The 23,663-nt window shown below is 56.3% G+C and carries 21 protein-coding genes; 10 read left to right on the top strand and 11 right to left on the bottom strand.

All coding sequences use genetic code 11. The features are described 5' to 3' along the window. The first annotated feature begins 2 nt into the window (after positions 1–2). From trkA to typA, 4 genes are all read left to right on the top strand, one after another. Positions 3–1,376 (top strand): Trk system potassium transporter TrkA, encoded by a 1,374-nt coding sequence (trkA, locus tag QEN43_RS06955; protein ID WP_026610189.1) that lies wholly within the window; start codon positions 3–5, stop codon positions 1,374–1,376. A gap of 8 nt (positions 1,377–1,384) precedes the next feature. Next, complete coding sequence (locus tag QEN43_RS06950) at positions 1,385–1,972, top strand: class I SAM-dependent methyltransferase (RefSeq protein ID WP_026610190.1); 588 nt, start codon at positions 1,385–1,387, stop codon at positions 1,970–1,972. A 50-nt stretch (positions 1,973–2,022) separates the two neighbouring features. Continuing rightward, positions 2,023–2,421: a rhodanese-like domain-containing protein gene (locus tag QEN43_RS06945; protein ID WP_026610191.1), complete on the top strand. Its 399-nt coding sequence runs from the start codon at positions 2,023–2,025 to the stop codon at positions 2,419–2,421. Between the two features lie 447 nt (positions 2,422–2,868). Next, complete coding sequence (gene typA / locus QEN43_RS06940; RefSeq protein ID WP_026610192.1) at positions 2,869–4,689, top strand: translational GTPase TypA; 1,821 nt, start codon at positions 2,869–2,871, stop codon at positions 4,687–4,689. A gap of 165 nt (positions 4,690–4,854) precedes the next feature. Here the strand turns inward: typA and QEN43_RS06935 are convergent, their stop codons facing one another. After that, positions 4,855–5,232 carry a hypothetical protein gene (locus QEN43_RS06935; RefSeq protein WP_026610193.1) on the bottom strand — a complete coding sequence of 126 codons (378 nt, stop codon included), beginning with the start codon at positions 5,230–5,232 and terminating at the stop codon, positions 4,855–4,857. A 494-nt stretch (positions 5,233–5,726) separates the two neighbouring features. Here QEN43_RS06935 and QEN43_RS06930 point away from each other — a divergent pair, with 494 nt between their 5' ends. The 3 genes from QEN43_RS06930 (at position 5,727) to QEN43_RS06920 (ending at position 8,187) form a co-directional block, all read left to right on the top strand. Beyond that, a complete protein-coding gene (locus tag QEN43_RS06930; RefSeq protein WP_026610194.1) occupies positions 5,727–6,890 on the top strand; it encodes a hypothetical protein in 1,164 nt (387 codons plus the stop codon). A 30-nt stretch (positions 6,891–6,920) separates the two neighbouring features. Continuing rightward, positions 6,921–7,661 (top strand): ferritin-like domain-containing protein, encoded by a 741-nt coding sequence (locus tag QEN43_RS06925; protein WP_026610195.1) that lies wholly within the window; start codon positions 6,921–6,923, stop codon positions 7,659–7,661. Positions 7,662–7,896: 235 nt separating this feature from the next. After that, positions 7,897–8,187 carry a hypothetical protein gene (locus QEN43_RS06920; protein ID WP_036268214.1) on the top strand — a complete coding sequence of 97 codons (291 nt, stop codon included), beginning with the start codon at positions 7,897–7,899 and terminating at the stop codon, positions 8,185–8,187. A 581-nt stretch (positions 8,188–8,768) separates the two neighbouring features. On the opposite strand, the gene QEN43_RS06915 is transcribed toward QEN43_RS06920, so the two are convergent. The 5 genes from QEN43_RS06915 to QEN43_RS06895 all read right to left on the bottom strand — a co-directional run bounded on the left by QEN43_RS06915 (position 8,769) and on the right by QEN43_RS06895 (position 13,901). Then, complete coding sequence (locus QEN43_RS06915; protein ID WP_084161873.1) at positions 8,769–9,644, bottom strand: cupredoxin domain-containing protein; 876 nt, start codon at positions 9,642–9,644, stop codon at positions 8,769–8,771. A 14-nt stretch (positions 9,645–9,658) separates the two neighbouring features. Further along, complete coding sequence (locus tag QEN43_RS06910) at positions 9,659–11,419, bottom strand: multicopper oxidase domain-containing protein (RefSeq protein WP_026610196.1); 1,761 nt, start codon at positions 11,417–11,419, stop codon at positions 9,659–9,661. 91 nt (positions 11,420–11,510) lie between these two features. Next, positions 11,511–12,095, bottom strand: coding sequence for a hypothetical protein (locus tag QEN43_RS06905; protein WP_026610197.1), 585 nt, complete (start codon positions 12,093–12,095; stop codon positions 11,511–11,513). 352 nt (positions 12,096–12,447) lie between these two features. Continuing rightward, positions 12,448–12,732, bottom strand: a complete 285-nt coding sequence (grxC, locus tag QEN43_RS06900) for a glutaredoxin 3 (protein WP_026610198.1) — start codon at positions 12,730–12,732, stop codon at positions 12,448–12,450. A 203-nt stretch (positions 12,733–12,935) separates the two neighbouring features. Beyond that, positions 12,936–13,901: an IS481 family transposase gene (locus QEN43_RS06895; protein ID WP_317963299.1), complete on the bottom strand. Its 966-nt coding sequence runs from the start codon at positions 13,899–13,901 to the stop codon at positions 12,936–12,938. A 1,109-nt stretch (positions 13,902–15,010) separates the two neighbouring features. Here QEN43_RS06895 and QEN43_RS06890 point away from each other — a divergent pair. Together QEN43_RS06890 and QEN43_RS06885 are read left to right on the top strand one after the other, a co-directional pair. Further along, positions 15,011–15,622, top strand: coding sequence for a DUF502 domain-containing protein (locus QEN43_RS06890; protein ID WP_026610200.1), 612 nt, complete (start codon positions 15,011–15,013; stop codon positions 15,620–15,622). A 59-nt stretch (positions 15,623–15,681) separates the two neighbouring features. Next, positions 15,682–16,539 (top strand): isocitrate lyase/PEP mutase family protein, encoded by an 858-nt coding sequence (locus QEN43_RS06885; RefSeq protein WP_026610201.1) that lies wholly within the window; start codon positions 15,682–15,684, stop codon positions 16,537–16,539. 57 nt (positions 16,540–16,596) lie between these two features. On the opposite strand, the gene QEN43_RS06880 is transcribed toward QEN43_RS06885, so the two are convergent. Further along, the gene (locus QEN43_RS06880; protein WP_036268217.1) at positions 16,597–17,457 is read right to left on the bottom strand and encodes a thermonuclease family protein; all 861 of its coding nucleotides are present in this window, start codon (positions 17,455–17,457) and stop codon (positions 16,597–16,599) included. A 407-nt stretch (positions 17,458–17,864) separates the two neighbouring features. On the opposite strand from QEN43_RS06880, the gene QEN43_RS06875 reads away from it, so the two are divergent. Beyond that, a complete protein-coding gene (locus QEN43_RS06875) occupies positions 17,865–19,466 on the top strand; it encodes a glycerol-3-phosphate dehydrogenase/oxidase (protein WP_235726572.1) in 1,602 nt (533 codons plus the stop codon). 40 nt (positions 19,467–19,506) lie between these two features. Here the strand turns inward: QEN43_RS06875 and asd are convergent, their stop codons facing one another. The 4 genes from asd to QEN43_RS06855 are packed head-to-tail and all read right to left on the bottom strand — an operon-like array spanning position 19,507 to position 23,581. Next, positions 19,507–20,406 carry an archaetidylserine decarboxylase gene (gene asd / locus QEN43_RS06870; protein WP_036268220.1) on the bottom strand — a complete coding sequence of 300 codons (900 nt, stop codon included), beginning with the start codon at positions 20,404–20,406 and terminating at the stop codon, positions 19,507–19,509. A 34-nt stretch (positions 20,407–20,440) separates the two neighbouring features. After that, positions 20,441–21,631, bottom strand: a complete 1,191-nt coding sequence (locus tag QEN43_RS06865) for a pyridoxal-phosphate-dependent aminotransferase family protein (protein WP_026610204.1) — start codon at positions 21,629–21,631, stop codon at positions 20,441–20,443. 14 nt (positions 21,632–21,645) lie between these two features. Continuing rightward, complete coding sequence (locus tag QEN43_RS06860) at positions 21,646–22,605, bottom strand: hypothetical protein (RefSeq protein WP_317963868.1); 960 nt, start codon at positions 22,603–22,605, stop codon at positions 21,646–21,648. A 4-nt stretch (positions 22,606–22,609) separates the two neighbouring features. Then, on the bottom strand, positions 22,610–23,581 hold the full coding sequence (locus QEN43_RS06855) for a 2-hydroxyacid dehydrogenase (RefSeq protein WP_026610205.1): 972 nt from the start codon (positions 23,579–23,581) through the stop codon (positions 22,610–22,612). Between the last annotated feature and the right edge of the window lie 82 nt (positions 23,582–23,663).

Below are 23,663 nucleotides of genomic sequence, written 5' to 3'. Positions count from 1 at the left end.
TAATGAAAATCATCATCCTAGGCGCCGGGCAGGTTGGAAGCAGCGTGCTCGCCAGCCTGGCCAGCGAGGCGAACGATATCGTCATGGTCGACACGCAGCCGGCCATATTGAAGGACTTGCAGGACCGCTTCGACATCGGCACGGTTCAGGGCAATGCGGCGCATCCCACGGTGTTGAAGCGCGCCGGGGCGGATGAGGCCGATATGCTCATTGCTGTGACCAGCGATGATGAAACCAATATGCTGGCCTGTTTGATGGCGGATATTCTGTTCAAGGTTCCGCGAAAAATCGCCCGCGTCCGCGCCATCGAATATTTCAGCTATCCCGGCATTTTTTCGCCCGAAACCATTCCGATCGATGTGGTCATCAGCCCGGAGCAGATCATCACCCAGTTCATCCAGAGGCTGCTCGAATATCCGGGAGCTTCCCAGGTGCTGGATTTTGCCGAAGGGCGGGTCCGGATGGTGTCGGTCAAGGCTCATCAGGGAGGGCCTCTGGTCGGCCGGGAGATTCGCGAACTTCATCAGCACATGCCCAATGTGCACGCGCGCATCACGGCGATCTTTCGCAACGGCCAGCCGGTCATTCCCAACGGGAAGACGATCATTCAGTCGGGTGACGAGGTCTTCTTCGCCGCCTCGTCCGAGGAAATCAAAGCGGTTATGAGCGAACTCAGGGAGCTCGAACGACCTTACAAGCGATTGATGTTCGCCGGCGGTGGACATATTGGCAAGCGTGTGGCTCAGGCGCTGGAAGGACGTTATCAGGTCAAGCTGATCGAAAAAGACTATAAGCGAGCCCAGAAGATCGCCGCCGACCTGAGCAATACCGTGGTCTTGGCCGGCGATGCTTCGGATAAGGAACTTCTGCTCAGCGAGAATATCGAGAACACTGACATTTTCTGCGCCATTACCAACGACGACGAGGCGAATATCTTGTCGGCCATGCTGGCCAAACGCCTAGGCGCCCGCCGGGTGATCAGCCTGGTGAACAAGAGCGCCTATGCAGACCTCGTCGATTCTTCGCTCGTAGATCTGGTCCTGTCCCCGCAGCAAGCGACGATCAGTGCTTTACTGCGTTACGTTCGGCGTGGTGACATCGTTCAGGTCCACTCGCTACGGCACGGTGCGTCGGAAGCGATTGAGGCGGTCGCTCACGGGAGGCGGGGCAGTTCGAAGGTGGTTGGCATTCCCATCAATAAGATCAAGATTCCGCCAGGCGTGGTCATGGGTGCGCTTGTTCGGGGCGACGAAGTGATCCAGGTTCACCATGACACGGTGATCGAGGAGGGTGATCATGTCATCATGTTCCTGCTCGACAAGAAACTGATCCCCACGGTCGAACAAATCTTTCAGGCGACCGAACCACCGTTTTAATCGCTTGTATGAACGAAGGCGGAGCAGCGATTCGCAATAAATGGGACCGCATCTACCGCGAAACGGGTGATGCAATTCCGGAACCGGCGCCGGTCCTGGCGGACAACGCCCATCTTCTTCCGGCTGCCGGGATTGCCTTGGATTTTGCCTGTGGGCTGGGTGGAAACGCACTATTCTTGGCGCAGCAAGGGCTGGACACCCATGCCTGGGATATTTCTCCGGAAGCGATCCGCCGTTTGAACGCTTATGCCCGGCGGCTTGGTGTGGCTCTTCGCAGCGAGATTCGGGACGTCATGGAATGCCCACCGGTGGAGGAATCGTTCGATGTCATCGTCGTCAGCCGTTTTCTGGAACGATCCTTGGCGCCTGCCATCAGTGCGGCATTGAAGCCCGGCGGCTTACTGTTTTATCAGACTTACACGCGTGAAAAGGTAGCGGAGGTCGGGCCGACAAACCCGGCTTTCCTGCTCGATACGAATGAATTGCTGCGCTTGTTCTCAAGTCTCAGGCTGGTGTTTTATCGAGAAGAGGGGCAAATCGGCGATCCCGCTCGTGGCGCCCGCAACCAGGCTTTTTTCGTAGGCCGGAAGACATAGTGGATTTCGAGACGTGTGTCCGGTCCGTTTGAACCAGAAGGAGTGAATCGATGTCAACCGTAAAAAGCCTCACGCCGCCCGAAGCGTGGGATGTTCTCCAAAAAAGAACTGAAGCTGTGCTCTTGGATGTCCGCGATCCCTTGGAGTTTTCCTACGTGGGGCATCCTCGTGGCGCGGTCAATATTCCGTGGAAAAGAGCTCCGGACTGGAAACCCGACCCGGATTTCGTCGAGCGCGTCCGCCAAGCCGTTCCGAATGCCGATACGCCGCTGTTCGTTCTGTGCCGTAGCGGACAGCGCTCGCTTGAAGCCGCGAAGGTGCTAGCGAGTGCCGGTTACTCGGATGTGACAAATATCGAACAAGGCTTCGAGGGTCCTCTGGACGAGCACAAGCACCGGAGCAGCGTGGGCGGATGGCGTTATCACGGCCTTCCCTGGGAGCAGAGCTGAGAGGGGAGGGAGCCCGACTTTCCATACGATACGCCCCTCGGAGCTGGGGAAAGCCCGCTTCCGGGAGGCGCATCGCCGACGCGAACGCTGCTGGGCATGCGATCAGTTGACGCTGAACGAAGAAGGGATATCGGGAATTTTTTTGCGTCCCGCCCGATGACCGCCGTCTTGGCCTAGTCGGCTCCGGTGACGACGGAACCGCGGAGATCGTCGCAAGCCGCCGGCTTCCCGGGCTCACTCAAGCTATCAAACTGAAAAGCACCCTATCTAGTATTTGTTTGTTTCCTTATCCGACGTAATGTCCCACGTAGCGCAAACTGGACGGGGCTAGTGGTCGCAACTCCAGCATTATGTGGAAAAACGTCGCTCGGAACTGAGAAAGCCGCTAATCTGGTAAAATAGCGAGTTTTACTTAGCTCCCCCGCGTTTATCTGCCTTTCCAGATTTATGGTCGAAAAACTACGCAATATCGCCATCGTCGCCCACGTAGACCACGGCAAGACCACGCTGGTCGATAAGCTACTCCAGCAATCCGGCACGTTCGCCGCGCACGAAAAAGTGGAAGAACGGGTCATGGACTCGAATGCCCTGGAAAGGGAGCGCGGGATTACCATCCTGGCCAAGAATACCGCTATCGATTGGAAGGGTTATCACATCAATATCGTCGACACCCCGGGACACGCCGATTTCGGTGGCGAAGTGGAGCGTGTGTTGTCCATGGTGGATTCGGTGCTGCTGCTGGTCGATGCGGTCGACGGACCCATGCCGCAGACCCGTTTCGTGACGCAAAAGGCATTCGCTTTGGGCTTAAAGCCCATCGTGGTTATCAACAAGATCGACCGCCCCGGTGCCCGTCCCAACTGGGTGCTGGACCAGACTTTCGATCTGTTCGACCGGCTGGGAGCGACTGAGGAACAGCTGGATTTTCCGGTGGTTTACACCTCGGCTCTGCACGGCTACGCGGGTTTCAGCCCGGAAATCCGGGAAGGCAATATGGACCCCCTGTTCCAAACCATCATCGACAAGGTGCAGCCACCCGTGGTCGACACGGAGGGTGCCTTCCGGATGCAGATCAGTCAGCTGGATTACAATTCCTATGTCGGCGTGATCGGGATCGGCCGTATTCAGCGCGGTACGATCAGGACCAATACCCCAGTGACCGTCGTCAGCCGCGATGGCCGGCAGCGCAACGCGCGCATCCTGCAGGTATTCGGGTTCAAGGGGCTGGAGCGGATCGAGGTGCCCGAGGCCAATGCCGGCGACATCATCGCCTTCACCGGCATCGATGCTCTGGAAATCTCCGATACCGTGTGTGCCGTCGACTGCGTCGAGCCGCTGCCGCCTTTAGCCGTGGACGAGCCTACGGTCAGCATGACCTTCCAGGTCAACAACTCGCCTTTTGCGGGCAAGGAGGGCAAATTTGTCACGTCGCGCCAAATTCGTGAACGCTTGCAGCGCGAGACGCTGCACAACGTCGCCTTGCGTGTGGAAGAGACGTCGGATCCGGACAAATTTAAAGTTTCAGGACGCGGCGAACTGCATCTCTCCATTCTGATCGAAAACATGCGGCGCGAAGGCTATGAACTTGGGGTGTCGCGTCCCGAGGTCATCATCAAGGAAATCGACGGCGAACTCTGCGAACCTTATGAATTCGTTACCATCGAGGTGGAGGAAGCGAATCAGGGCACCGTGATGGAGAAACTGGGCGAGCGCAAAGGCGATCTTCTGAACATGATGCCGGATGGGCAGGGCAGGGTAAGGCTGGAATACATGATCCCGTCACGCGGGCTCATCGGTTTTCAGACCGAGTTCATGACCGCCACCTCGGGCACTGGGCTTCTATATCATGTCTTCGACCATTATGGTTCGGTCAAGAAGGGCGAGATCGGACAGCGTACCAATGGCGTAATGATTTCCATGGTGACGGGCAAGTCCTTGGGCTATGCGCTGTTCAACCTGCAGGAGCGCGGACGGCTGTTCATCGAACACGGCACGGAAGTCTACGAGGGCATGATTATCGGCATCCATTCCCGCGACAACGATCTAGTGGTGAACCCCACCAAGGCCAAGCAGCTGACCAACATCCGTGCCGCGGGCAGCGACGAGAACATTATCTTGACTCCGCCCATCAAGCTGACCCTGGAACAGGCTCTGGAATTCATCGATGACGATGAACTGGTGGAAGTGACGCCGAAATCGATCCGCCTTAGAAAAAAGCTGCTCCTGGAGCACGAGCGCAGGAAGGCCAGCCGCGCAGCGGGAGCCTGAAGTGGCCGTGAGGCACCATTCGCGGCTGCCCGTACCTGCGCAGACGGTCGAAAATTCTGAGCCCACCAGTCGATTATCCCGCTGGAGCAGTATCACGTATCGCGGCGGCGGTCGAACCCGATGGGTGATCGCCTTGGCTGCTCAGAACAGCGGGATGAAAATGCCCTAAAAGTAAAGGAGCAGGAGCATCAGTGTTATTCCTGTCAGAGCGAGCTGCCAGGTTATTCCGGTCCAGCTGAACCGGACCCGCTCTCTTTGAGCTTGCCACCAAACGGGAAAAAACGACTTGGCGCGCTGATAGACCAAATTCAGCTTCTTGAATGCGAAAAAAAGAACGACGATTAGGATTCCGAGCCCGAGCCATGCGGTAACCGCTTGGGCTTCGTACGGGGTGAGGGCAAGGAGAGCCTCCAGGGCATGCTCGGTAATCAATTCGACGGTCTCGAGCAAAAGTTCGACCGCCGTAACAAAAGCATCCAGCAGTACATCGCCCCAAAATATTGCTGCGAGCAATCCCACAGCGATCAACCCGGCTTTTTTCATAGTTGATCCCCTAAATCTTTAGCGCCTCGGTTCTCGAACTGCCGCACAAAAATGTCTGCCTAATCGTCTGGTCGATCCTATGGATCCACCAGCAAGCTTCCTCGTTGCTCCTAAGGCGCAAGAAAGCGCCACCCCTCCTCCCGGGCGTGCCAGTTTACAGGTACCCGGTCCAATTCGCTACGGTCAGGTAGCGGGTGGTGGAACTTTTGATGGGTGCAACGTGGCCAGGCGAGGAGTTGGCCTATACCCGAGGGAAGCTTTGGTAACAGGCTGCCGGAGGATCGGTAGCCGAAGCAGCCAGGTGCAGAGCGGACGGCCCACACAGATAAGCTTTTCAACAGCCGAAAACGAGCGGTCGGTCGTTCCCGGTAGGTGAATACACGTAGGACAAACGCCTGAATCCGTTCATTTCACCACAGTCATACTCAAGAGTGTTTCGAAAACGAAACGCCATACTTCAGTACGGACCTACCTACATTTGGACAGGAGGCGTTATGGCCGTAAAACTTTTCGATTCGAGGGGAGTTCCCCTTGAAAAGCAGAAGTTCACATGGAAAGACATTGTTCAGAAGCCCATCAGCAAGCTTGATGACGAGGCATTCACTCGGGTCAGGATCATCCTTATGAACGGATTAGAAACCGAGGCGCTACGTTTTCAGCATATGTGCGCACGCATGAACAAAGACTTACAGGTACCCTTGGCAAAGGTCAGGCGCACGGAACAGCATCAGCAGACAACTGTCAATTGGCTCATCTCCGCGGATCATTCGCCGTTGGAGACAACGATCGCCTACGAGCAAGTCGCGGTCGAAGTAACGGCAGCCGTTGCGCAGAACGAGCCCGACAGCTATTTGGCTCAGGTTTACCGCTTCGGGTTACTGGAAGATTTCGACCACCTTTACCGCTATGCGGCGCTGCTCGATAGGCTCGAGGGCAAGGACGCGAACAACATTTTGCAGTCCCACACGGACATCATTCCGGGAAGGCCGACCGTGGACGAGCATCGAGCGCCGGAGAACGATTTGCGCGAGCACTACGATCGAACCAAGGCCGCCGCGATCAGCAAGCTGCACGCCACTACGATCATGGCTGCGGAATATCAAACCCATGATTTCTACGCCAACATCGGACCCACCTATGCGGATCCGGTCGCGCGGCAGCTGTACGCGGAAATCGCCTCGATCGAGGAGCAACATGTCACCCAATATGAGTCGATCATCGATCCGACCGAAGCCTGGCTCGAAAAATGGTTATTGCACGAAGCGACCGAAGCCTATAACTACTACAGCTGCGTGGAACAGGAATCCAATCCGCGTATCAAAGCGATCTGGGAGCGTTTCCTGGATTATGAGCTTGGACACTTCGCCTATGTGTCGGAACTGTTCAAGACGTATGAAAGACGGGATCCGGCCGAGGTGATTTCAGACACGCTTCCGGATCCGATCCCATTCAAGAGCAACCGCGAGTTCGTACGCAAGGTACTCGACCAAGAACTCGATTTGCGCACGCGGGGTACGCAATTCGTCGACAAGGCCCAGGAGGACGCCGCGTCCTTGGAATACCGGCGCCAGATGAATTCGGAAGGGTCGCCTTCACAAACGGTGGCGGCGGGATACCAGTGGTCTCCCGGCACCGAGCTGAATCGAAGGGTCGCCTGAACCGCAAGAAACCGCAGGAGGAGTGGAACTATGGAAAAATCAGTGGAGATGAGCACCAAGAATCGTACCGGCATCGCCATGTCACCGGCAGACAGCCAGCGGATGATCGATGCAGCACAATCGGTCCCGCCGAGTTCGTCCGGCGACGAATCGGCGCTTGCAGCGCTCGATAGCACCTACATTCGGGAATCGGAACCCATCGGTTCGGTGCCGGCACCGGGTACGCTGAAGGGAATGGCTCAGGCAACTCTCCAGAAACTGACCGGCAAACATCCGGAGGTCCTGATCGATAAACTGGGCGAACGCTTGGCATTCGAGCGTACCGGTACACGCCTTTATGACTATCTCATTAACAAGTGTGAAACCGCTGCGGAGGTCGGTTCGCCGGTTTCCATCGACACGCTCAAACGTTTTCGGCGTGAAGAGGCCGAGCATTTCAAGCTGGTGGCCAAGGCACTGGAATCGTTAGGCGCCGATCCGACGACTCAGACGCCCGGGGCGGATGTTAGCGCGGTCGCGTCAAGTGGGGTGCTCAAGGTTTTGAGCGATCCGCGCACCTCTGTAGATCAGTCGTTGGAAGCGATGCTTACCGCCGAACTGGTAGATCACGCGGGCTGGGAAATGCTGATCCGGCTGGCGGGCGAGTTGGGCCTCGACGAAATGGCGACCGATTTTCGGACGGCATTAGCCGAGGAAGACGATCATCTGAGGCAAGTACGGTACTGGCACGAACAGTCCGCGTTGGCGCAGGCCGGAGTATCGGTGACCTAGCAGCGCCGTGCGGCGGTCTCGGGTTCGGCTTTTCGCACACGGAAAGGCCGAACTCGGGAGCGGCTGCAAGCCGGCATGGATGACTGCCTTGTCGAAGAAATTCGCTATCGCCCGGTTGGCGTCATAGCTCCGGTGAATCTCCTGATCCGCTCGGAGTTTCCGATGGCGCGGAGTAGAGCGTCCTTGGACGTTGCAGTTTTGAGAAAATTACGCGGTTTGCTTCAGCTCGATATTAATGACCTCACCATTGCTCTCCCGGCTGCGCAAGTGGAGCGGTTCCGACATATCGGCAGAGGACTTCGGCGAGTGGCTGAATGCCTCGCATGCAAGACTCCGTGATGACTGGAAGGTGTCGGAGTCAGCGCTTGACCTCTTCGTGGGACTATTGCAAAAACAGCCAGCCACGTGCGGCACCAGGCTCATCGGAGCAGGTTTCGTCCGTGCATGCGTGACGCTGGCAAAAACGGGACACACCGCCGCAGTGAAGGCTAAAACCCTTAAGGTTCTGGAGGGCTTCCAGGACTAAAACATCAGAGGTGTCAATGAAAATCACTTCAATTAACGGAAATATCCAACAAATGACTGTCTCCGCTGGCACCTCGGCGATATACGGCGGTGGTGCTGCATCGCTTGTTGCCGAGCGTGTAGGAGCGTTATCGAGTCGGCATGCTATCGGCGAGACTAGTGATGTCGATGCCGCTCGGGAGCGATGGATACGGAAAATCGCCGACGGGTGTATAGGGCGCGCTAGTTGGGTGTGCCGGAGGAGGGCGTTTGTCCACCCCGATAATTGATGGCATCGACGGGGAAACTGACCAGCACTGGTACGATCGTGGACTATCGGATGTGGAACCGGACGAACACAGCTTCTTGCCGCGGGTGATCAATTAGGCGTGTCTGAAAAATTTTCTGGAGGCGCTACGCCATCGCAACCGCGATATTAGAAGCTAAAGCAAGCCAGCTGTCGATGAACGAAGCCGATGCGGCCCAAGGGCTAAAACCAATAGCTTTGCGCTTTGGAAGGAGAAGGCGAGAGAACTCTACCTGTTTGCGAGGTTCTCTTCTAACCTGAAAGAGAACCTCGCAACGGGGACTGCGGTCCGCTTCTTACTTTTTAAAGCTGCGGTAGGTGGAGACGATGAAATGGACCGCTTGATCAAACAAGCTCTTGCCGAGATTGGCTCCGTAGAGGACAACGTCTTTCGAGCTCATTCCTTTGAAACGCTGTCTGAAATTGCTGACGGCAAATGGTGTGCCGAACAAGCCGAGTGCTAGGCCGATAAGAAATATACCGGTGTTTGACTGGGGCTCAGGTGTAGTTGACGGTTGGTTGACCGCTGGCTGAGCTGACGCCACCGGTTGTACGGATGTAGCCGCTACCGTCTCCATCGGTGCGTAATTATCGGGGACGGCGAAATCGGTTAGACCGGGAATGCTGGGGAACGTACCGCTACCTTTACCCACGACCAGTTGTCCTTTCATTCCTTTCTCCATATGTTGAGCAATGTCGCAGTGCACAAGATAGGTCTTGTCTTCCTTGGGCAGTATCAGCGTTCCGCTTATCTTGCCGGGGCCAGTCACTTCCAAGTGGAACATGCCCTTGTCATACATAAACTTCGGCAGACCATGCATCATCCACTGATGGCGAATATTGTCCTCGTTGATGAAATGTACGGTGAGACGAGTACAGGGCTTGACGCGCCACTCCTGCTGGTCGAAAGCGAACATGGTGCCGGGGAATTTCTTTGAATATTTATGGCCGGCCCGTACGGTGATTTCCACGTCTTCGCTGATCTTATCGCAGCCTGCAGGCAGTTTGTCCTTGTTCTGGCCCATCACCATACCGCCATCCATGTCCATGAGATGGCCATCGCCGTGATCCATCAATAAGTTGTGTTCTACGATTTCCTGCTCCTTTGCCGCATAAGCCGAAGACGCGGTCAGAACAGCACTAAGAACGATTAAATGCGTGAACTTTGACATGACGATCGAGTGCCTCAATGCTTGCCTTTGAGCTGGGACGTGAGTTGGCCGATGACAGCCAGTACGCGCTCTCGGTAAAGGTAGAGGACATAACCAGCGATACCGAACAGCAATCCATTGAAAAGGCTACCGAGCGGGCTGGACGATGTTTCGGTATCGGTTGTAACCGTATCCGCCCTGGTGTTAACACTGGTTACCTCGCTTGTATTGGTAGCAGCCACGGTTTGGACGGCTGCAGGTTCGCCTAAGCTGCCCCAGTCATCTGCCCAGTCTTGCCATATCGGTATTTTTCTCTCCCAGTATTCCTTGGTGAAGTACGGCGCGAGGTCCATGCCATGGGTCTTGGGCATGCCGTTTTCATCCAGGTAGGACTTGTACACGATCAAGCTGATGCTGCCACCCTCGCCCACGCCGTCGGTAGTGAAGGCCTTTTCGACATGATCGTGGAACATCCAGATCCCAGGCCCGAAGCTATGCAAGCCGTCATCGGTCGTGTCGATCGACAAATCCAGTCTTTGAGCTGGAGCCATCATGTAGACATCGCGGGTAATCTGAGCGTTGGGATTCTGCTCGACCCCGTCATAGTGCGTTTCCGTGCCCTTGTGTCCGTGCGTATGAAGAGCAAGCGTTTCGGTATGACCATTGAGAATGCGCAGCTTGATCTTCTCGTTCGGATTGACCGTGATCAGGGATTCTCGAAGCGTGTACGGGAAGGAGCGTCCGTTCAAGAGAAAATAATCATCAGTCGCATCGGTGATGTCGTATTCGCGGTTCATCGCTCGCGCGATCAGGCGCGGATCGTTGGCTAACTGCGGAAGTCTATGCAGCTCTTTGTCAACTGACTGGTAGTGTAAGTCGTATTCCTGAGTGTATTTTTCCAATACCGCCACGGAAGGGTGACGGACCTGACCGTTACCGACGTTGAAAGTCTGGACCCAGTTATTCGGACGGTTCTCTTCGACGATGAGCATGCCCGCGAGCCCCATAGGAATGTGTGTATGAGGCTGGACATGGCAGTGATAATACATGGTTCCGGGCTGACGCGGCCGAATCACGTAAATCTTACGTTGGCCCGGCATGACATCCATTTGACTGGTTTGGCCAACGCCGTCGTTGCCTTCGCCGCCGTGGTCCATGAAGGGGTGATCGACGCCATGAAGGTGTATCGAGTGAGGGAAGTAATGGGTGTTTTCGAGAACCAGCCAAACCACGTCTCCCTGCTCGACACGGATAGTCGGGGAAGGCATACGCAACATGGGGTTCGCTTCCACGCTAGCGAAACTCCTTGTCGACATGTCGCGTGTTTTCGGCGTGAAGACCCAGAAGCTAGGCTGTATGCCTGGCGCGATATCGAAGGTCGGCACGACGCCAGCGAAATCGGGCGAGCGCCCGTTCAATTCCATGATCTCGAGTTTGATGATGATATGGTCCGGATCCCCGTCTCCGTCCATGTCGTTGGTTTTCGTGATCGCGTCTGCGGCCAAGTTAGACGTATCCATGAGAGTCTCCATGGATATGTTGTTGGTCCCTTTGACGAAGGCCGCGATATCGGCTGGGTTGTCGGGGTTGCAGACCCTCGATTCTTGAATGGTAACGCCTTCAATAGTCTGTGCCTCGCGCCATTCTTTGGGAACCCCGTTGTCGCAGAAGGGTTCGGCTTTGCCCATCGGGACTTTGGCGCTGGGTGGTGGAGAAGTGACGGCTCCGGCACTCATTGACGCCATCAACATCAATAAGGCGGACCCAATCAAGAATACGAGGGGACGTGTCTGCATTTTGAGTACCGTTGGGAACAAAATTTCGGAGAATCGGCTAAAGCGCCCGGTCGACTTGGCGCTTAGTTACGCGATCCCACATGAAAGTTCCTTAAGACTGTTTTTTGAGCATGCGATCCACGGCGCCTTTGAACGAGGCATTCGAAAGATAGAAGATGTAGCCGCCTGCGATCAGAATGACTGCCACGATGATATAGGTGCTGGTCGACGGCCCGCCTGCCGACGTTCCGACGGTGAAAGGTACGTGGGCGTCCACTTTTTGCCCTTCGTTGACCAGTGTTACGTGTGCGAGGTAACTGCCGGGTTCGGTGAAGTTGATGGTCGTGTTGGCGGATCCGGTCGGGTAGGTCGACGGTTCTTTGTAGAAGATGCGCGTTCCTTCCGGTTCCTTGGTCACTTCGAATTCAACTGTCATGTTCCGCAGTGCCTTGCCTTCGTAGTCAAACACCAAGGTGGTCGAACCGATTTCCGGGATGCTATTGCAGTACTCCGTGGTACCGGTCAGTTGCGGTTGATAAGCGGTGAAGTGTACCCAGTGTGGGCCGACTGGAATACGGCACGCGTCCACATCGACGCCCGATGCGCCTCCGTGCGCCCAGCCGGAGACGGGGATCACGGCCGAAATGACCAAACTCAAGGCGAGCAAATGATTCTTAAAGCAAATTAGTTTACGCATATCTCTTCCCTCACTTGGTGGGTTATCAGATTTTTGTAATAAAGTCGTTGATGCGAGCCCGAAAAAAAGCCCGTGGTTTGTCGCCTTCCTCGCGCCTCCGAATGAGCGAAAGGAATAGGTAAATATACATAAGCAGGGTGTCCCATACAATGTTTCGGTCAAAGCGTGACGCGATGCCGCTGTAGGTTTTTCGGATTACCACGGACCGGGAGCAGAGCAAATCCTTATTAAAGACCGATATTCCAGAATTTAGTTTTGATAAAGATCAAAAGTAAGTCCGATTCGAACAGTTGTCCGCTAGCTCTTCGCCTTGGACGAATGTCGATCGGAAGCCGAACGAGCCCATGAGACATCATTGCAATTCATGGTCCTGCTCTTGATCGCTCGTCAGTAAGCGATCGAGTTGTCCGAGACGGTCTAGTGCCGCGAGCTCGTCGTAACCGCCCACGTAAACCTCGCCGATGAAAATCTGAGGCACCGTTCGCCGCCGGGTCTTTTCCATCATTTCCTCGCGGCGGTCCGGTTCCAGGTCGACCATTATCTTATGAATGCGTTGGACGCCCTTCTTTAAAAGCAAACGCTCCGCCATGACGCAGTAGGGGCAGAAAGTAGAGCTGTACATGATCACCTGAGCCATATTTGTCGTTTTCCGCAGGTCGACTGATTGGAATTCCGGGGTGTCACCAACACACCTTGACGCTGACCATTCTGTGTCTTCCAGGGCTGATAGGTAGAAATTGACCACATTGGTCGTCGAATCGGTCCCGAAAACGTCAGTTCTCGACGTTACTTCCAGGCGCATGTGCAACATCGAATACGTTATGGACGGCCTGAAGGTCATCAGCTGTCAAGTCCCGCAAGATCGTAAACCTTCTTTCGAAAAAGATGAGGATGGGACAGTTGCCAGTTTTTGAGAGCCTGGATCGGGGTGAGATGGCGTAAGGCCTTTTGGGGAATGTGATGATTGTACAGCTCGACATAGCGGTGCAGGGTGGTGTCCAGATCGGCGGTTGAATCGAAGTGATGGGTTTGCAACACCTCCTCGATGCGGCCATTGAAGCGTTCCACCAGGCCATTCGTTTGGGGCCGGCCCGGCGGAATCAGGCGATGTTCGATGCCTTGTTCAGTACAGAGGCGGTCAAACTCATGCGTCCCCGAGGGCTGCCGAGTTCGGGTCAGGAAACGGTCGGTAAACTCCGAGCCGTTGTCGGTCAGGCATTTCTGGATGCGGAAAGGCGCGGCCTGAATCACCGCTTTGAGGAAGTCCTTTGCGCTTAAGGCGGTGCGGTTGGGCTTGAGGGCGACATAGACCCAGCGGGTGGCGCGGTCGATGGCGACGAACAGGTATCGGCGGGGTTCGCCGTCGATGGCGGGCAAGTACTTAACATCCAGGTGAAGGAAGCCGGGCTCATAGGCCTTGAAGGGTTTGACCTTCGCCTTCTCTGTAGGCGGAAGCAGGGTCTTGAGGGACGCCACCCCGTGGCGGCGCAGGCAGCGGTCTAGCCCGGAACGGGACACGGCGGGATTGAGAAATTCCCGGGTCACGGCCAGGAGATCATCCAAGGGGAGGAGCAGAGCTTGGCGGAGGTAGACCACGATGGCTTCCTGGGCGGGCGTGAGCGTGGTTCTGAGGGTGTGGGGCCGGTGTGAGGCATCTTCGACCGAGGAGCGGTGTTTCCACTTGCGGACGGTCGTTCGGCTAATGCCATGCTTTTGGGCCAAGGCGCGCTCGCTCAACGTGGACGCTTGAATGGCCTGCCGAACGGCCGGGGTGGTACGGGCGTTCTTATGAAGACGAATCTGCATGGAGAGAAACCTCACTTGGACGAACCGAATATCTCCTGGAGAAGGCTCCGGGCTTCGAACAGAGCATAACTCCTTCTGGGTAAATAATCATACGAGACGCGACAATCAGCAAGCGTGAGCCTCATCACGGCTTCAGACTTCATATATTAGCGAATACTAACATAAGCTAGACAGAAATTACACACTTTTAGTGCGAATTTTCGCCTTCATTGGGCCTGCTGTCGTTGGCGGCCGGCACAGAAGGGAGTCCGATATTCGTAAACAACAACTGGCTTTGGGTTTACCGTATTTGGGACCAATTTATCAGAGCGGACGAACGGACATTCGCCCGTTGTACGCCATTCTGAAGAGATTGGGATCCATGGGCTTGGAATAACCGGGGTTCAATCCTGATCCCAATGCGGCGCACTCGACAGTCAAGATAAGGGGAAAAATTCACCGGATGTGGGTGCGCTGTTTCCTGAGGCCTGTTGCAACACTGAAGAAGCATCTTCGTGTGCATGGTAATAAAAGGCGAACGATTTCTTCGTATACATTGCCCTGAATGTTGAAAATCCCGTCGGATCGGGGGGACACTAGGTCAATGCTGATGGTCGGTCATGATGGGGGCGTTGGGAGCAAGCCAAGGATCCCCGGATAAGGAACCTCGAAGATGGAATCCAACGAATGCCCGGCCATAGCGAGAGAGCATCTGGTCCGAGCGGCGATCAAAACCTGCCCGTCGAGCGCGATGAGAACAGAGCAATGGGTTCGGGCAAGAGCGGTCACGTGTACACGGTTGACATCTGATGCTTTCGTTTTCCAAGAATCCCGGGAAACCGGGTGTCAGGGGATAAGGTCGAGCTTAGTTGACGCCGAAGCCGTTCTGGTACCCGCGGGCTCCGTTGAACAATGATCGCGGGCCTCAACATTTATTGAGGTGCCCGGCAGTAGGCTGATTCGGCCGTAGAAAAAGGTTCCGCTGTCGTTGCGTGCCAGGCTGATATTATTCTTTATGTACTCTATTCCGAAGAACTTACGTAGGATCCGAGGAAGCTCTGCGGGGATTTCACTCCTCTGGTCGGTTTGTTTCGGAATTCAGATAAGCCATTAGAGTTATTGGTAATAATATGAAGAAGAAGTTCCAGAAATTCTTTGATTATTTTCTTATCGGTGTTTTGGGCTTTTTGCCCATTGTCATCATCCTTCAGATCGTAATTGCCGTCGAAGGGCTGCTTCGGGATTTTTTTCTAAGTATTTTCGGACGTTATGAAAACTTCTTTATTCCCATAATGTTATTTACGATCGCTATTCTGTTCCTGACATATTTCGGCTATCTGCTCAAACAGGACAAGGCTCATGTCTGGTACTACCTGGAGAGATTGCTCAACCGCATCCCTGTGCTTGGCACGATATACCGAGTTACCAAGAAAATACTGAATCTGTTCCGTGGCGACGAAAAGGAGAAGCTGCGCGATGTGGTTTACATCGAATATCCTAAGGACGGCGTTTGGGTGCCGGCCTATATTACCAACCGCGTCGACCAACACTTGGTCTTGTACGTTCCTACGTCGCCGAACCCAACTTCGGGTTTTACGGTCATCGTTCACGAGTCGAGAGTCCGGGCGTCCGAGATGAGCATCGAGGAGGCCTCGAGTTTCGTGATCAGTCTCGGCGTCGATTTCCCGAGACCGAACGAAGCCACGCAGCTCGAGCGGGTTACCGAGAAGGTGTCCTCGTAGCTGCCGTTTCCGCTCCTTTCGGTTTTCCATTCACCAACTGATTTCGAGGAGAACAAAACATGGCCTCGGTAACCACTCGTCTGAAAGAGCTCCTTGCGGCACCCGGCATTCGTATCATGCCGGGGTGCCACGACGCCATGTCGGCCAGGCTGATTGAGGAAGCGGGTTTCGAGATGGGGTTTATGAGCGGTTTCGCGGTGTCCGGGGCTCGCTTGGCCCTGCCCGATACCGGTTTGATTTCCTACGGGGAATTGGTCGAGCAGGGCCGGAATATTTGTGGTGCCGTTTCTATTCCGATGTTCGGCGATGGCGATACTGGCTTCGGCAATGCACTTAACGTGAAACGTACCGTGTGGGGTTACGCTCGTGCGGGATTCGCCTGCATCATGATCGAAGATCAACTCGCTCCCAAGCGTTGCGGTCACACCCAGGGAAAAGCAGTGGTGAGCCGGGAAGAAGCCGCAATGCGAATCCGTGCGGCAGTCGACGCGCGCGATGCCGGCGCCGACATACTCATCATGGCACGCACCGACGCTCGTGCGGTCCTGGGGCTCGAGGAAGCCATCGCGCGCTGCCGATTATTCCGCGAATTAGGGGCCGATATCACGTTTTTGGAAGCGCCGGAAAGCGTCGAAGAGATGCGGCACTATTGCGCTGAGGTCGAGGGACCCAAAATGGCTAATATGATCGAGTATGGCAAGACGCCGGTGTTGCCGCCGGACCAGCTGGAAGCGATTGGCTATAAGATAGCGGTTTATCCGCTGACTTTGCTGAACGCGAGCATTCGCGCGATGCGCGAGGCTTTGAGCAGTCTTAAGCAGGGTCGGATGCCGGGGAACATCCTGGAATTCGAGGAGCTGAAATCGGCCGTCGGATTTCCTCAATATTACGAGGAGGAAAAACGCTACCGGTATTGATCACCCGCGCGGCAGTGTTATCCGTGGCGAAACTGCGGTCAGCTCAAACCTTCCGGGTCATTTTTGGACGATGAGGGCGCTCGGGTGCCTGACAAAAATCGAGTATCTGCCTCGCCGCTGGGATAGCCACCCCCGTGCTTCTACGCGCCTGTGCAGATAAGTCTCCAAGGAAGGAAACAGCTTAAGGTTTTCTTTAGCGACTCGAACTTCGAACCGATCGGAAAACCGCAAACTCAAATAACGGTTTTTCTCGACGATGGCGAACGGTGAGCCCATGAGGCGTTGCCAGCCGCGCAGTACCGGCCGGACATTGAGCGTTTCCACCGGTCGTGGTTGGTAATCCGGCATTCCCCAAATACCGCGCTTTGCCTGCTCCGCCCTGTTCTGTGCCTGAATCAAAACCTGGGCATGCTTGAGATTAGGCGGATGAAGGTTCAGAAAAGCCAGGCCCGACTCGACCAAGGTGAGGTTGATATGTTCTCCGTTGTCTGCGAATACATGGGCCAATAGGCGCTGGTAGTGATCCCGTGGTTCTTTATCCTGTTCCAGGCGCACTACCCGCCCCATTAGGCGTCGCCGAAGCCAATGTTTGGCTTCGTTGCCCCCGGGCTCGCCTTTCTTGTTTGGACCGTCCGCCTCGGGTGTATTGATTCCGAGCAGCCGGACCCTCTCGCCGTTGTCTAGCAGGATGGTGTCCCCGTCGAACACCGCTTTTACAGTGTGGACCGCCGGCGCCGTAGCTACTTTTAATTTTGTCGGCTCGGCGCCTTCAGGGCCGTGATCCGAATAGTGAATCCGACCTTGGTCGTCTTTCCAGCGAAAAACGTCGTTGCTTCTGGCTGGATGGGGGGACAACGCCACTGAAGCAGCGACGATAAAGACCGCGATACGCAGCCGAGTCATAAGTGATGTCGTCATGGAGAGCGATTACAGGTAGCGCTAAACGGCAACCGTACGTCTTACGGAAAGGAATCGGGTTGTTTGTACACAGTCAGGCGCGGCGGTAATCTCCACCAGTGGTAGCACCCAATGGTGATGTGCAATCCATCGAAAGGCGATCCTAGCCTGCGCCTAAAAATATAGGCCGGGTTGATCGAACGCGGTGGCAAGCCGCGTGAGCCAGGGGCTGACTGCGACTAGAAAAATACCGGAAGGGAGTTTTGGACGCTCTGGTTGAGTCTTTGGTCAGGGCTGTCCACAGCGTGGTCGAAGAGATCAAGGTGGCCGGTTCGGTCTAGGGTGAGCTTGTCGAAGAGGACATGGATGGAATCCGTTGATGTCAGACCTTCCTTTACCGGCCTCGTCAATCCGGGAGCAACGCGATCATGATCATGCAGCGGCGGTTTTCTGATCTCAAGAACAAGACCTTCGATTTATTGGTCGTCGGTGGTGGCATTTATGGCGCGTGGACCGCTTACGACGCGGCCTTGCGTGGATTGGCGACGGCTTTGATCGACAAGGGGGACTGGGCGGGAGCCACTTCGTCGGCCTCCACCAAGCTGATCCACGGCGGGTTGCGTTACCTCGCGCAGGGGCATTTTGGCCTGGTGCGAAAAACGCTGAGCGAAAGGCAGCGTCTGATGCGTCTTTGTCCGCATCGGGTCAAAGCGCTCCGTTTCGGCATCCCGGTTTATCGGGGAGACCGCTTCAGGTCGTGGCAGCTCCGTTTGGGGCTCTGGATCTACGACCGGTTGGGCAGTAGCGCCGGGACCGGAATGCGTCATGAGCACCTGGATGCGTCGGCCTTCGCTCTGCGTTTTCCGTGGCTGCGCGCAACGGATTTGGACAGCGGATGGGTTTACACGGACGCACAGACCGACGATGCCCGGTTCGTGCTGGAGTTGGTGGATGGCGCCGCAGCTGCAGGCGCGGTCGTAATCAACTATTGCGGGGCCATTGCATATGAACAGCGGCGCGGACGAGTGATGGATGTCATCGTCAAGGATCAAGTAACGGGAGAACAGGCGCCAGTCCGGGCCCGCTGCGTGGTCAACGCCACAGGCGCATGGGCGAAGGACATACCGGATTTCTCGTCCACGACATTCCGGTTGTGCAAAGGTGTTCATCTCATCTTGCCCGGGTTACCCGGAAAGGATGCCATGCTGTTTTTTTCGAAAACGGATGGGCGGGTGATTTTTCTCGTGCCGTGGTATGGCCTCACGCTGCTGGGTACGACCGACACGGATTATGTTGGAAACCCTGCGTATGTCGCGGTGGAGCCTGAAGATGTCGTTTATTTGCTGCGATCGGCGAACGAGGTGCTTGGAGGCGTGCAATGGAGCGAACAGGATATTCTGGGCGGATTCGCAGGCCTTCGCGTGTTGCGGGGTAGCAAACGACTTTCGCCTTCGGCACTGAGCCGCGAATGGACCCTGCACGAGCTGAAGAATGGTATGTTGGTCTCGATAGGTGGCAAGTTCACATCTGCGCGTTACGACGCGGCGGTGATCGTCGACAAGGTTTGCCGAAAGCTGGGTGTCCGCCGCGCCTGCACGACGACGGATTTGGCTTTCCCCTGGGCTCCGGACCGGACGTATTCGGAATGGGTTACGGGTACCGTAGAGCGAGGCCGAAACTTAGGGCTCGGCGAGGAGGAGATCCGCTGGCTGAGGTTCCGCCATGGCAGGCGGATCGAAGAGATTTTCAGAGGAATCGAACGGGACAAAACGCGCGGCTCTCGCATTCTGTCGGATTTGCCGTTCCTTGTCGCCGATCTCTATCATTGCGCCGCAAATGAAATGATCGTCCATTTGGACGATTTGCTGCGGCGTCGCTTGCCGTTGCTCGTTCTGCACCGTTTTCCCGTCGAGGAAATAAATGCCATCGCCGCCGATGTCGCTTCCATTCTCGGATGGGACAAGGCGCGACAGCGACTCGAGGTCGACAGGTGTCTGGCGCAGCGTCCCAAGTTCCGAGAAGGGTCGTAATCGCCGCTTTTCGATGAACCGATCGGCTTACCGCCGGTTTTCAACTTCTCCGCTGAAGTTGGCCGGATTTCAGCTCCGCTTGACGGACAAGCCTACCCAGGGATTGTCCCATGCGGACGATGGTGTCGGCCGTCAAGGATTCGTTCCACTCGACGACGTCATTCCCGAACAGGACGATCACGGTAGAGCCCATGTTGAAGCGTCCCATTTCCTGGCCGCGGGAAAGAACCGGGGGATTGTCCGGATAATGCCAGGTTCGTACGGCCGTGCCGGTGGGCGGGGTAACGACACCGTGCCAAACTGTTTCGATACTAGCGACGAAGATCGCTCCGACGAGCACCAATGCCATGGGGCCGGCCGCGGTGTCGAACAGCGCAATGACGCGTTCATTGCGGGCGAACAGATTCGGTACGTTGGCGGTAGTCGCTCCGTTGACGCTGAATAGCTTGCCGGGAACATGGATCATCTCCCTGAGTGTTCCGTCCAGAGGCATGTGGAGTCGGTGATAGTCCCGCGGCGAAAGATAGATCGTCGCAAACCGGCCGTCGACGAAAGGTTCGGCATTTTCCGCGCGCCCACCGAAGAGCTCGACCACACTGAAATCTTTTCCCTTCGCTTGGATGACACGCCCTTTGCTGATCGTTCCGATTTGGCTGATGGTGCCGTCCGCGGGACAGACCACGATATCGGGGTCGGATGGGATCGGACGGGTTTCCGGCTTCAGGGCACGGGTGAAAAACTCGTTGAAGCACCCATAGGCGGTCGGCTTGGGTTCGAGAGCCTGGCTCATGTCGACGCCGTACACCTTGATGAATGAACGAATCAACGCATTCTTGAACGCGCTGCACCGACACCGGGTGATCACGCCCATCAGCCTGGACAGCGGGTGCTGGGGCAGCGCGTGCTGGGCGAGCGCGAAGAGTTTTTGCGAGATGGACATGCTAGGGTTCTGCCGGTTCTCCGGATGGAGAAAATCAATAACCGCGTTCCGCCAAAACCGTTTGCGCGGCGTCCACGGCCACACCGGGATTGATAGAGGCTTTGCTTTCGGTCAGCACGGCCTCGAGCGCGCTCAAGCAAAGCAGTACGTTCTTCGGGGACGCGCTATATCCCATGAGTCCGATGCGCCAGATTCTGCCCGCCAGAGCGCCCAGCCCCGCTCCAATCTCGAGGCCGTAGCGTTTCAGCAGGGTTGAGCGGACTTGGATGTCGTCCGCGCCTTCTGGAATCGCGATCGCGTTGAGCTGGGGCAATCGAGCCGCTGCCGGCACGATAAAGTGAAGTCCCATTGCCTCGAGGCCGGCCTTCAGCGCAGCATGCATGTTTTGGTGCCGTCGCCAGGCATTTTCCAGCCCTTCCTCCTGCAGAAGCACCAAAGCCTCATGTAAGCCGTAGAGTGCATTGATCGGCGCGGTGTGGTGATACGCGCGTTTCGTGCCGCCGCCCCAATAATTCATCACCAGGCTGAGATCGAGGAACCAGCTTTGCACCTTGCTCGTTCGCTTCTGGATGGTCTCGACCGCGCGCTGGTTAAAGCTGACCGGCGAGAGACCGGGCGTGCAGGAAAGGCATTTCTGCGAGCCGGAGTAGATGGCGTCAACGTTCCACTCGTCGACTTTCAGCGGAGACCCGCCGAGCGAGGTCACGGCATCCACGATCACCAGGCAGCCGTGCTCATGGGCAAGACGGGCGAGCGTTTCGACATCCGAGCAGGCGCCGGTGGAGGTTTCGGCGTGGACGAAGGCGACGATCTTGGTTTCGGGATGGGCTTTGAGCGCTTCGGCGACTTTGTTCGGATCGACGGGCATGCCCCATTCGTCCTCCACCAGGACGACTTTGCCGCCGCAACGTTCCACGTTCTCCTTCATACGTCCGCCGAAAACGCCGTTTTGACAGACGATCACCGTATCGCCCGGTTCCACGAGATTGGCGAAACAGGTTTCCATTCCGGCGGAACCCGGGGCGGAAACCGGTAAGGTCAGTTCGTTTTGGGTCTGGAAGGCGTAGTGCAGCAAGGCCTTCATTTCATCCATCATGTCGATGAAGCGGGGGTCCAGATGGCCGATCGTAGGTCGCGCCATGGCCTCCAGAATTCTCGGATGGACATCGGAAGGGCCGGGGCCCATCAAGGTGCGGACGGGCGGGTGGAAGGATCGGATGCTCATGGTTTTATGTCGTTTTATTTTATGTGTGCGTGAGTGAACTGATGGTGTTCGTCGAGGTAAAGCGTGAGGTCTGCGCGACTCGGCATTTCGGCGAGCGTATGTCGGGTCAGGCGCTCGTAGTGCATGATGAAGCGCCGCAAGGCGGCGGCATCCATCAAACGGTGCGGTTCATTGGAAGCGGTTTTTTCCGCCAGTTTCCGCTCCTGCAGACTGCGCCATTCGAAGACGCTGTCCATTCCGGGGGCTTTGAGCATGATCAGCCGATTTAATTCCCCGAACAGAGTGGCGTAATCACCTTTCAGCTGATCGTTGACATAGCGGCGCCAGCTACCATCGGGATCTTCGTTTTTTTCCAATTCGTTGATCGGCAGGGCGAGTGCATCGTCCGACTGTGGTAGCGCGCCGACGCACCAGCCTTCGAAAATGATGATATCGGGGCGCCCACGTACCACGGGCCATTCTGTAGACGGTTTGCGGTCGTCACGTGCCTTGTCGAAAGCGGGTAATGGCGTCAGTGTTTCGGGGTCGGCCGTCTTCAAGGAACGAAGGGTGTTGAGCCCGAGTTCGGTGTCGTGGGTACCGGGCACGCCACGGGTCAGCAAGAGCGGATGAACCTCGCGGGCCAAGCGTTCCCGTTCGGCCCGCGTCTTATAAATGTCGTCGATGGAAAATCCGGCGACGTGGAAACCAAATCCTGTACCAAGGACCAGTTGGAGAAAGTCGCATAGTGTGGATTTTCCAGACCCTTGCGCTCCGTTGATGCCCAGCACCAACGTGTCGGCCGATTTCTGTCGGCGCACCCAGGCGGCAAGCGGAAGATAGACCGCAGCGAGCGTCGTCGCTGAGTTCTCGTCGATCCGATGGGTGCGCAGGCGCTCCATGAAAGCCGGCCGAATGCGCTCCCAGAGCTGGTCGAATTCGGCCGGCGGCAGTATCTCGGCAGGCCAGATCGAGCGGGTAACGATAGCGGACACGGTGTCAGACCACCTTGTCCCGCGGTGTCTGTCCGGCAAAGAAAGCCGTAACGTTTTCGATGACCCGCATGCCCATGGCTTCGCGGGTTTCTAGGGTAGCACTGCCGAGGTGTGGCAAAAGCGCGACATTGTCCAGTTCGAGGAAGCCTTTGTTTAGATTGGGTTCGCCTTCGTACACGTCCAGGCCGGCGCCCTTGATGGTTTTGTTCCTCAAAGCCTCGAGTAGGGCCACATTGTCGACCACGTCTCCGCGAGCAGTGTTGATGAGAAAAGCCGTTGGCTTCATCAGGGCAAGGCGTTCGGCGTTGATGAGGTGGTGATTTTCTTTGCTGCCGGGACAGTGTAGGGCGACAAAATCTGCGCGGCGCAGCACGTCCTCGATGCTGCTGCATTGTTCGGCTTCTAGCGACTCGATGACTTCCCGTGGTGGTGGATAGGGGTCGAAGAAGATGATCGGCATGTCGAAGCCGAAGTGCGCCTTTTTGGCCATGGCCCTAGCAATGCGGCCGAAACCGATGAGACCTAGAGTTTTGCCGGTAACCTTGGTGCCCATCATGTGGGTGGGGTGCCAACCGGTCCACTCGCCGCTGCGAACGTGGCGCTCGCCTTCGCCGCCACGCCGGGCGACCATCAGCATGAGCAACATGGCGATGTCGGCGGTGCAGTCGGTGAGCACGTCCGGCGTATTGGTGACCGTGATGCCGCGCGCCTTGGCCGCTTCGATATCGATATGGTTGAAGCCCACGCCGAAGTTGCCGAGGATCTTGCAACGCAACGGTTCGGCACTCAACACATCGGCGGTGATGGGATCGGTCACCGTGGGCATGACGACATCGTAATTCCGCAGAGCGTCTTTCAATTCCTCTGCGGTCATTGGATGGTTATCCTCGTTGAAGGTAACGTCGAACAGCTCCTTAAGCTTGGCTTCGCAGGCCTCGGGCCAGCGCCGTGTCACTAAGGCTTTCGGTTTGCTCATGTTGCAGGCTCCAAACTAGGTAAGGTGGGCTGTGCCCACCTTAACTCGGATTTCGTGCTTTTCCACCGGAGAGAGGCATAAG

The organism is Methylocaldum szegediense (assembly GCF_949769195.1).
Classification (GTDB): Bacteria; Pseudomonadota; Gammaproteobacteria; order Methylococcales; family Methylococcaceae; genus Methylocaldum; species Methylocaldum szegediense.
The sequence above is the reverse complement of the archived record's forward strand: the minus strand, read 5'-3'. Positions and strand labels throughout refer to the sequence as shown.